Annotated in this window: 8 protein-coding genes; 3 read left to right on the top strand and 5 right to left on the bottom strand. The window is 43.2% G+C overall.

The genetic code is table 11. The features are described 5' to 3' along the window. Positions 1–528 precede the first annotated feature (528 nt). The 3 genes from QL886_RS04415 (at position 529) to sthA (ending at position 3643) form a co-directional block, all read left to right on the top strand. Positions 529–1362 carry a pyruvate, water dikinase regulatory protein gene (locus tag QL886_RS04415; protein ID WP_180952637.1) on the top strand — a complete coding sequence of 278 codons (834 nt, stop codon included), beginning with the start codon at positions 529–531 and terminating at the stop codon, positions 1360–1362. 129 nt (positions 1363–1491) lie between these two features. After that, positions 1492–1893 carry a DUF4377 domain-containing protein gene (locus QL886_RS04420; protein ID WP_101205439.1) on the top strand — a complete coding sequence of 134 codons (402 nt, stop codon included), beginning with the start codon at positions 1492–1494 and terminating at the stop codon, positions 1891–1893. A 100-nt stretch (positions 1894–1993) separates the two neighbouring features. Then, the gene (sthA, locus tag QL886_RS04425; protein ID WP_057759390.1) at positions 1994–3643 is read left to right on the top strand and encodes a Si-specific NAD(P)(+) transhydrogenase; all 1650 of its coding nucleotides are present in this window, start codon (positions 1994–1996) and stop codon (positions 3641–3643) included. Positions 3644–3744: 101 nt separating this feature from the next. Here the strand turns inward: sthA and QL886_RS04430 are convergent, their stop codons facing one another. From QL886_RS04430 to QL886_RS04450, 5 genes are all read right to left on the bottom strand, one after another. Further along, positions 3745–4935 (bottom strand): ABC transporter permease, encoded by a 1191-nt coding sequence (locus QL886_RS04430; RefSeq protein ID WP_290177759.1) that lies wholly within the window; start codon positions 4933–4935, stop codon positions 3745–3747. Then, positions 4935–6245: an ABC transporter permease gene (locus QL886_RS04435; RefSeq protein WP_290177760.1), complete on the bottom strand. Its 1311-nt coding sequence runs from the start codon at positions 6243–6245 to the stop codon at positions 4935–4937. Before QL886_RS04435 ends, QL886_RS04430 begins: the two co-directional genes overlap by 1 nt. A gap of 3 nt (positions 6246–6248) precedes the next feature. Beyond that, positions 6249–7448 carry an efflux RND transporter periplasmic adaptor subunit gene (locus QL886_RS04440; RefSeq protein ID WP_290177761.1) on the bottom strand — a complete coding sequence of 400 codons (1200 nt, stop codon included), beginning with the start codon at positions 7446–7448 and terminating at the stop codon, positions 6249–6251. A gap of 48 nt (positions 7449–7496) precedes the next feature. Further along, positions 7497–8363 carry a YihY/virulence factor BrkB family protein gene (locus QL886_RS04445; protein WP_290177762.1) on the bottom strand — a complete coding sequence of 289 codons (867 nt, stop codon included), beginning with the start codon at positions 8361–8363 and terminating at the stop codon, positions 7497–7499. Positions 8364–8465: 102 nt separating this feature from the next. Next, on the bottom strand, positions 8466–10124 hold the full coding sequence (locus QL886_RS04450; RefSeq protein ID WP_290177763.1) for a TolC family protein: 1659 nt from the start codon (positions 10122–10124) through the stop codon (positions 8466–8468). Positions 10125–10617 lie beyond the last annotated feature (493 nt).

Here is a 10617-nt window from a genome sequence, read left to right on the forward strand (position 1 = left end):
GCCAATTACTGCATAAAATAGATGTATTCCAATAAGCCACATTTAGAGTATTTCCATAATTTATGTTTCAATCTTATGTGTCTATATAAAAGAAGCATAGAAAAATGCCTTAATGAGAGGTGAATTAACTATTACGACAAGATGAAAAACAATGTTGGTGCTAAGTGTACGCCTGTAACATTGATTTCTATTAATAGGCTAATATGCGTATAATGTAGCGCATAGATAGTTGATGCACATTGCATGTTAAATGTGCGGTATAGGTACCGAAAAGGCTCGTTTTAAGAAGGCGGTTATAAAGCCTAGTTATACGAGTTATAAAGACGACTATAAGAAGCCAAGTAAAATTCACGCTATTAATAGTCAATAACTGCTAAACGTTTACCAAGTCTGAATTATTACTCAGATCTATACCAAAAACTAAATGAAGGTCACTATTGAGTTTTCAACCGAGGTGTCAACGATATGTACTCAAGCAATCCATCTGAACAAGTTAAGTCCACTATCCAAAATCGCCATGCGCTAAACTTGGACAGCTCACAAGCCATTAGAACGGCGTTTTTTATCTCAGATGGCACAGCGATTACAGCTGAGACACTTGGACGTGCTATTTTGAGTCAATTTGCCTCAGTTCCCTTTGAAACAAGAGTATTGCCATACGTCGATAGCTTAGAGCGTGCGGAAGATGCGGTTGAACAAATCAATATGGCGTATCAGCGCGATGGTTCGTTGCCATTGGTTTTCGATACGATCGTCAATCCTGAGATTCGCGAAAAGATTAACTCAGCGCATAGTTGTAATTTAGATATGTATGAAGGTCTGATTGGCCGTGTTGCAGAAGAGACTGGTGTAGAGCCAGATGGTCATTCAGGGCATGCGCATGATGATGTCGACTCTGAGACCTATAAAGAGCGTATCGATGCAGTGCATTTTGCTTTAGACAATGACGATGGCGCGCGTACTCGTCACTACAATGCAGCCGATATTATTCTGGTGGGTGTGTCGCGCTCTGGTAAGACGCCGACTTCTTTATACTTAGCATTACAATTCGGTATTCGAGCGGCTAACTATCCTTTGACTGAAGATGACTTGTACGACAATCAGTTGCCAAAAGCATTACGTGAGCACAAAGACAAGCTGTTTGGTTTGCTCATCGATACTGATCGCTTAGTAAAAATCCGTCAAGAGCGCCGTGCAGGCAGTCGTTATTCTAGCTATCAGCAATGCCAGCAAGAGCAGCGCGCGATTCAGGGTATTTATATCACGCACGGTATCCCAAGCTTAGATGTATCAGAGATGTCTGTTGAAGAGATTGCCACGCGTATTTTGCAGATGACAGGTCTCAAACGCCGTATTGGATAATGAATATCAGCTTAAACAGTATCTGTTCAATCGGTATTAATAAGTGCTCAGGCAGCTTTAATAAAAGCGCAAAAAACACTAATAAACATACATCATTTCATCCTAGATAATTATCATATAGAGAATACTATGATTTCAGCCTATCAATCTATAAAGCCATCGTTGTTGCTGGCAGGTTTAATCAGTGCAGCGACTTTATTGAGTGCTTGTCAAACATCACCATTTGCAAAGGATCCAGTACCTGAGCCGCGCTATATTCCAAGTATTGTATTGGGAGAGGCGCAAACACTGACCGTCATGCCAAACCGTGTAGCTTGTGCTTCAGAATTGCCAATGCAGTGCCTGCTTGCTAAATCTAAAGACGGTAGCGTGTTTCAGATTCCTTACGACTGGATCGATGACTTCAAACCAACCCTTGGTACAGAGTACATTATTAGCGCCCGCCCGCAGATTGATGAAGGGCAACAGAGCGCCACTGGTCATTGGACATTGCAAAACATATTGTCACAACGTATGGTGGGCATGCCTTAGTAGGGCGGTATTCATTTATCTACATGATACTAACTCAGCTACATATTGATTCATTTATATCTCAAACATTTACTCGATAAATAAATATAAAGAGGACATCATGGTAAGTAAAAGTGCAAGCGACGAGACCAACGATACTGGTAAAGATATTCATACCGAAGTATCAAATAAATCTAGCGGACACGTGCCAAGCCCTGAACATACCGAAGGTAAGAACAAAAAAGAAAAAATAGAGCAGACCCACGAGCAAGTGACCGATGATGTCATGCATCATCCAGACCTAGTGAATCCGCTCGATGACACACGAATCGATATTAAATCTGGCTTTACCAAAGACTCTCGTCGTCTAAAAAGCGACGATCATGAGTATGAGTATGATGCCGTTGTTTTAGGGGCAGGCCCTGCTGGTGAAGCCGCGGCCATGAAGCTGACTAAATCTGGTAAAAGAGTTGTTGTCGTTGATCCGCGTGATCAAGTAGGGGGTAACTCTACTCACGTTGGTACGATTCCAAGTAAAGCACTGCGCCAATCTGTATTTAACTTGATTAATTTCCGCCGTGATCCAATGTTTACCAAGGCGATGGAATATAAGCAAGTACCGCTAAATGAAGTACTCGCCAAAGCGCGTCAAGTTATTCGTCGTCAAGTCAGTACCCATACACGTTTTTATGAGCGCAACCGTATCGAAGTCATCCAAGGCTGGGCAAGTTTTATTGACGCACATACGCTACGTATTGAAGTCGATGAAAATGTTTATGAAACCATCACTTTCAATAAAGCCATCATTACTGTCGGTAGTCGTCCTTACCGTCCTGAGATTTTAGACTTTAACCATCCACGCGTTTTTGACTCTGACAAAATCTTGCAAATGGATTATGTGGTCAAAAAAATCATCATTTATGGTGCAGGAGTTATTGGCTGTGAGTATGCGTCTATCTTTACTGGTCTTGGCTACAAAGTTGATCTAATCAATAACCAAGATCAATTGCTTAATTACTTAGACAGCGAAATCAGTGATGCCATCGCGCATGACTTTAGACAGTTCGGTGTGCTTATCCGTAGTAATGAAGAGATTGATCATCTTGAGACTCATGATGATTATGTGGTCTTGCACCTAAAGAGCGGCAAGCGCATCAAATCTGATGCCATTCTTTGGTCAAATGGTCGCTCAGGTAATACTGAAGGCTTGAACTTAGAAGCCATTGGGCTAAAAGCAAATGGCCGTGGTCAGCTAAAAGTAGATGACACTTACTGTACGGACGTCGACAATATCTATGCTGCTGGTGACGTAATTGGTTGGCCATCACTAGCTTCTGCTGCCTATGACCAAGGTCGCTGTGCCGCTGCCTTTATGGTTGGTGATAGTGATGCCGAGCCAGTATCTAGTGTACCGACTGGTATCTATACAATTCCTGAAATCTCTTGTATCGGTAAGACAGAGCAAGAGCTCACGGATGAAAAAGTTCCATATGAAGTGGGTCAGGCGTTCTTTAAACATCTGGCACGTGCCCAAATTATCGGTGAACGTTCGGGCGTATTAAAAATATTGTTCCATCGTGATACGTTAGAAATTCTAGGTATCCATTGCTACGGTAACCACGCTTCAGAGATTATTCACATCGGTCAAGCAGTGATGAAGTGTAAGAGCAACAACACGCTTGAATACTTTGTAAATACGACTTTCAACTATCCAACGATGGCAGAAGCCTATCGCGTGGCGGCATTGAATGGCTTGAACCGAGTGTTTTAAACCACCGCTATTAATATCGTATAAATAAAAAAGCGCCTGCTACTATATTATTAATAGTGCAGGCGCTTTTTTATGCTCATAGATTTCATTAATTTGAGGATTTATAAATAGGCTTTTCTTTGCGGAATACGCTTGCGTAAGAATAGCAATAAAACAAAATAGAGCAACCACAAGCCAGCCAACGCATAAAATCCTATAGAGACTTGAGAGACACTGGCACCCATTTGATTAAGCTGTACAGAGGTATTGATTGCAGGCGTGGTCGGTACCAGCCAACGTATTGCTTGTAATACTTGAGGCAATTGGTCAGCTGGCCAAGGGTAGCCGCTTAAGAAAAATATCGGTAAGGAGATAAAAATTAAGATCTGCATACTGCGCTCACGCTGCCGGAACCATAATCCGAACACGCAGCCGAGCGTTGCGACTGTCGGACAAAATAGTGCCAAAAACAGCAGCGTACCAAGCATGTTTTGTCCACGTGGATAATGATGTAGCTCAAACGCCCACCCATAATAAAAGCAGCCAACGATAAAACTAAGTGAGCTCAAAGCCCCAATACGTCCTAGCCAGCCACGTATACTGGTACTGTGACGGCGCTGCTCATACCATGTGCCAATCAGCATCGCAGTCGCCATTAAAAGTGTCTGCTGTAAAATAATAACAGAGACAGCAGGTACGACATAAGCACCATAGCCCTCGGTTTGGTTATATAGTGGCATAATCCGTAGCGGTACAGCTTGCGTGTTCTGCGCTGCGGTAGATGCATAAGCGCCTTTCGCAATGCTTTTCTTTACCTTAATGCCTGCCGATACCGTACCTACTGCTTGAGAGAATCCCAATTGGACGTTCTTATTTAAAATAAAATAACCGCCATTACCCAGTACACTGACGTGTGCTTGCTCTCCGGACTTAACTTGTTCTTCAAGACCAGTTGGAATCACCATATAGCCTGCAATTTGATCTGACCATATGGCTTCTTTGGCAGCCTGCTCATTGATAAATCGTTCAGTATCTAGGTATGGGCTAGCACTCGCATAGCGAACGAGAGTACGCGATAAGTTGCTGTTGTCATGATCAATGATACCTACTGGCACATGATTGACTACTTCAGATGAGTAAGGCCAAGGATAGAAAAACCCATAGATAATAGGGGCAATAATTAACATCAAAAGTACGCCTTTGTCGCCAAAGACGTCTTTGAAAGTTTGAATAAAGCTAGTCCAAAAACTTTGTGATGCCGGCGTGATCGTTGATGTAGCTTTTGAGTGTGTATTATTTGATTGTGCAGACATTAGCGTGCTCCCCAACGTTCAGGATGCGCCAATGCGCGTTTGGTTAATAGTGCTGCAAGTAGCAGCGCTATTATGACCGCAAGTATGAGGCCATAGACGATAGGTAGCGATATAGCGATCGGTGCTTGCATTTGTAACTGTGCAATATGGAGTTTGAGATAATGCGTTAGCGGCAGGGCATTTGACCAATATTGCGCGCTATCACTAATCGCAATATAAGGAAAAGTAACACCAGCAAAGGCATAAGAAGGCGCTGAAATAAATCCAGTAGTCGATAGACCCATACGTAATGAAAAAGAATTTAAAGTAAATATAGCACCCAGCCAAAACGACAATACCATTAGGCACAAAAACCCAGCGTAGACTGCCAGAAGAGACATGATGTTGATATTCTGATTGGACGTTGCTAGCCATAATATCAACGCTGACCACAAGCTATAAGCTAGTATTGGCCAAAAATATTTACCCAATAGACCAAATACTAAAACTGATAGGCTGACCGAATTGGGCACTTTTGCGCTTGACGATGATGCTTTGTTATTGCTGCTATCTTGTTTGGTTGATAGCGAAGATGTCGTTTTTGAAGGTGTAGATAAGGTTAGATTAGGCTTGCCTGTATCAATAAAACGGTACCAGCGACCGATATTCTTATCACGTAACTCGCGGCCTATCGTGGTTGCGCCAATGACCATTGCCAATATATGTAATAAGGCAGGTATGACGGTCGATGCCAAAAACTGCTGATAATTGGTCGCAGCATTGAATAAGCTAATACGCTGCACACTGATAGGCGCGTAAGCTGTCATTGCTTGTGATGGTGCTACGCCTTGTTTGACCAATCGCTTAATCTCTACACCTGCGGATAATGTACTAGCGACCGCTTGGACACCTGCCTGAATAATACCAGAGTGCGTACCGTACTGTGCATTGACTTGTAGAGTCAACGGAGCAGGCTGGATCGATAATATATTACGAGAAAAGTCCTCTGGAATAATGACGACAGCGTAAATATCGCGCTGTAAAATCGCAGCTTCAGCATCCGCTTGGGAGTAATAAAGCTGTCTGACCGTCAAAGTAGGACTGGCCTCTAAGTAACGAACGGCAGTATTGGCAACAGCGCTGTTGTCTTGATCGATGACTCCGATAGGCAAATCGGTAATTTGAGTCTGTGAAAATATCCACCATATTAGCAGCACCGTTGCCAGTGGTATCCATACCACCATGCTAAAGTCCCAATGATTTTTTGCCAAAAAACGGCGCTCGTAGGCTGCACTGCGTAAAAAAGCCTCACTTAACTTAGTCAAGTGCATGGCTTACTCTTGGTTCTGATTGACAGGAGTAGGATTGATACGTACGACCACACTCATACCTGAGCGGATACGGGCATCGGGCTTAGATGGTCGTGCTTTCACCTCAAAAGTACGCACATCAAAACCATCATCGTTATTGGTCGGACGCCAAGTGGCAAAGTCTGATAAGGTCGATGTCGCATAGACGGTAAACTGTTTTGTATAAGGCTTATCCGCTGATGACAGCGCTGGGATAGTACCGGTAAATGTCTGACCAATAGCAAATTGATTTAAATAAGACTCAGTGACGTTAAGTACCACCCATTGGTCGTTGGTATCCACCAACGTCAAAAGCGGAACCCCTTGACCGATGACTTCTCCAGCACTCACGATGACATTATCGACGATACCAGCGATAGGACTTCTTAGGTTCGCTTCCTCTTTTGCTACTAGCGCTTCATCGAGTTTTGCATCGACCTGTGCGACTTGTGCAGTGGCCGCTGACTTATCTTCAGTACGTGCGCCTTCTAGCGCCAGATCATACTGCAAGCGGGCTGCTTCGGTTTGGTCTTGAGTAGCGAGATATTGCGCATACGCCTCATCGCGCTTTTGTCGCGCCATCAACCCTTCTTCGTAAAGGCGATTGACACGCTGATAGGTATTTTCTGCCAAGTCAGACGCGGCTTTATTGGCTTGCCAAGCGGCTTTTGCTTGGGCGATTTCTTGCGGGCGCGCACCATTTTCTGCTTTGTCTAATTGGCTTTGCGCGATTTGCTTACCAGCACGTGCTTGATTAATCTTGGCATTAATCTCAGGTGAATCCATCTCCACCAGTTGCTGACCTGCTGTTACCGTATCACCCTCTGTTACCATAATTTGAGCAATGCGCCCTGGTACTTTTGCAGCGATAGACGTTTGCTGCATCTGCATTTGCCCTTGTAGCGTAATAACTTCTGGCTCGCTATGCGCATTACTTTTGTATAAGCCGTACGCAATCGTACCAAGGACAATCAGTATGAATAGGGCAAGTAGTGCTTTTTTCATACGTGCAGATTTGTCAGTTTTAGAGGCGTCACGATTATAAGTAGGTGTCGGTTGCTCTGGTTCAATATCAGACACGTCTTCTACAGGATCGACTGAATTTTGTGTATCTTGAGAGGTCAATGACTCGGTTGTATCAGCTGATTTATTTGAGTCGTCTGATTCGCGTGGTAATTCTGTCATGACAATGAGATTCCTAAAGCAACAAAGTTGAGAATAAAGGGTTTATTACTAGTACACTCGAAACGCATAAGGCTTGGCGTTGTCTATGGTTTCAGAATTAGAAATAGCACCAAGAGCGACGATAAATGCTGAATAGTAGAGCCATAGCATAATGACCACAGCAGCTGAAAGCGCGCCAAACTCAGCACTATAGTTATTAAAATTTTGCACATAAATTGAAAATAAGATGGACAATATAATCCATAAAACCGTTGCCAGCGCAGTGCCTGGTATTAATTTTTTGAGGGCAACAGCATCACGATTTGGGGCTAGGCGATAAAGGCCTAAAAAGCTTAAGAATATGATACCTGTCAATATGGGCCACCTGCTCCAAAGCGCAATCGTCTTTGCTATCTGAGGGAAAGGGAAGTAGGCTGCTCCCAAGGGAATAACCGCGATAGAAGAGACTGCGATAATCAATACGACTACTGCTGCAAAGGTCAAACCAACTGCGCGGATCGTGCTTTGTACAAAACTACGCTCTTGAGTAATATGGAACGCAAGGTTAATAAGAATAATTAAAGACTTAATACCTTTAGAGCCCGCATAAAGTGCGAGCAAAGACGATATAAGCAAGCTGAAAGTCAGGGCAGACGTAGTCGTAGAAACCAATTCGCTCAGACGGGAGTTGAGCACTTCATATACTGTATCAGGTATAAATTGACTCAGAAGCGAGATTTGCTCTTGCATCTCGGCAGGAGAAAACGCAAGACCGTAAAGCAAGACAAACACAGCCATCACTGGAAAAATTGATAAGAATCCAAAGAAACCTACGCTTGCGCAATGCGCCCAAACATTAGAGTTATTGGCAATACGCCACGTTTCTAGTAACGTCTGTAGCCAGTTTTTTATCGATTTAGAGGTCAATTCTTTCATAAAAGCAGCTGTTCGTAATAGGGTTGGTAATAGTATTTTCGATGACGGCTTTATGGTAATACAAAGCGTTTATCAGCACGATCTATGGTTTCTCACGTTATATCATTGCTCAGTATATAAAGTAGGCAATTGAATGTCAGCGGCATTGAGATAAGCATTAAAAGCAAGTGGCGTACCACAGCTTTGCATAAGGGCAGCCAGTGACTGTACATAGTCATTAGCAGCCTGTGCTTGCTCGGTACGTGCCTTAAGTGATTGCGTTTGTGCTTGCACTACATCAACGGTGGTATTTACACCTTCTTGTAATCCTAAGCGACGTAGTCGTAATACTTCTGCTGCCAAATCAACATTACTTTGTAATGCTTGATAGCGTGATTGAGCATTATTGACATCGTGCCAGTTTTTTTCTACCAGTAGCAATAAATTGTCACTGACTTCAATCTCAGAGAGATCGGCCTGACGAATTTTCGCATTACTGGATGCTAATGATGCGGTTTTATCGAGTCCGCCCCATAGCTTCCAACTGGCAGATATACCAGCGACCCAGCTTGGATCTTTCTCTACCTGACCATAACCGTATAGCAATACCGTAGGCTTGTAGCCTGTATCTGATAGCGCATGTAACTGCTGAGCCTGTGCTCGCTTGGCGGCAACTTTTTGTAGTCCGGGATGGTTATTTAGTGCCAAGTCCTGAAAGTAGCTCACATCTGGTAGGGGGCGACTAGAGACAAACAATGGCGTGGTTGGTTTAATACGGTAGTCGGTACGTAGTAGACGCTGTAGCGCAATCATAGCTAGGCGCGCGTCATTATTGGCATTGACGGATTCACTCTTGGCATCCGCAAGCGCAGACTGTGCTTCTAGTCTATCGACACGTGAGATAAAACCTTCTTCAAACAGACGCTCGGCCATATGGTCGGTCTGTTGCAATGTATCGTAAGCATCTTCTCGTAAGTAAGCAGCGATAATCGCTAACTGTGCCTTAAAATAACGCTCAATTAACGTATTATAAAGCTCATTTTTATCCAGTACACTATCAGCCATCGCTTCTTGCGTACGTGCATCCGAGGCACCAGTCAATGCGTCTGTACGTCCAGCAGTATAAATAGGCCAAACGACTCCAAGACCTGCACCCGACGTAGAGCCTGAGCGCTTGAGGTTATAAGAGTCGGGAATACGCTCACCGACCAGCTCACCAAAGTCTGGTAGGTCTGCCGTAGGAGGGACTATGTTATCTACGCCATTGTTTACTTCGTTGACGATACCGCTTCTGAGAGAAGATAAATCTATATCCTCATCTAAATGATAGGCACTGGCAGATACTCGAGCAAATACGAGCGGATTGTCGATAGTTCTGAGCGCGTCAGTTTGGTATTCGCTGGCAGCAATCGCTGCTTGATTGGCAGCGATTTTAGGTGATACTTGTACCAGAAGCTTCTGCGCTTGCTCTAAACTCAAAAAGCTTGAAACGTCTAATGCGTAGCTGTTATCGACTGTTTTATGTGTGATAGGGTCAACAAGCGTAGACAGTGCTTGCGACTCAGCGTTTTGAGGGTTTGGTACTGTATGAAAAGGCGCTACAGCTGGTTTATCATTATCAGTCGGACTATCAGTATCTATGATTTGTGTCACAGCCACTGGTGTAACATCATCTGACGCTTCTATACTGTCAGCGTCAGTGCTCGCGTAAGTCATGACAGGCACACTCATGACTGCAACTGTCATCATAGCAGTCGGTAGCGCTGATAAAATGAATTTCATAAGTCACATAAGCCATTAATTAGAATGTAAGGTATTATAAAATAAGGAACAGCACCGATAGATCTCATTGCTCAGGATATAAAGTTGCTGAACTATTATAGACTATTTGCTAGCTAGCGAAAGAATGATGCTTAAATAAATCATTCATATTCTAATATGAAAATACGTCTATATTGAAAGCGCTAAAAAGCGGTCATTCGTCATAAGAGGTACACTGTAGAGCCACAATGGTGACGGGTCAATGCTCAGTATTTTGCTGTTTCCTATTGTGCGACCAGTAGCGGTATGATAGAGGATTGATTTAATTTTTAAATATCTGTTTATAAGTAACAACATAGCCAACAAGACGTTTTCAATTCAAGCAATTTATTTTTAGTTAGATTTTGTTTTTAATCTCATTATGAAAAATTTAGGCAGTAATTAACAAATAGAAAATGCTCAATCAGTCAATCAGTCAATCAGTCAATCAGTCAATCAGTCAATCAGTCAATCA

Source organism: Psychrobacter sp. APC 3281 (assembly GCF_030407815.1).
Taxonomy (GTDB): Bacteria; Pseudomonadota; Gammaproteobacteria; order Pseudomonadales; family Moraxellaceae; genus Psychrobacter.

Coding starts and splice junctions, on each gene's coding strand:
- QL886_RS04450 (WP_290177763.1), bottom strand. CDS start 10,124: ATGAAATTCATTTTATCAGCGCTACCGACTGCTATGATGACAGTTGCA.
- QL886_RS04420 (WP_101205439.1), top strand. CDS start 1,492: ATGATTTCAGCCTATCAATCTATAAAGCCATCGTTGTTGCTGGCAGGT.
- QL886_RS04445 (WP_290177762.1), bottom strand. CDS start 8,363: ATGAAAGAATTGACCTCTAAATCGATAAAAAACTGGCTACAGACGTTA.
- sthA (WP_057759390.1), top strand. CDS start 1,994: ATGGTAAGTAAAAGTGCAAGCGACGAGACCAACGATACTGGTAAAGAT.
- QL886_RS04435 (WP_290177760.1), bottom strand. CDS start 6,245: ATGCACTTGACTAAGTTAAGTGAGGCTTTTTTACGCAGTGCAGCCTAC.
- QL886_RS04430 (WP_290177759.1), bottom strand. CDS start 4,935: ATGTCTGCACAATCAAATAATACACACTCAAAAGCTACATCAACGATC.
- QL886_RS04440 (WP_290177761.1), bottom strand. CDS start 7,448: ATGACAGAATTACCACGCGAATCAGACGACTCAAATAAATCAGCTGAT.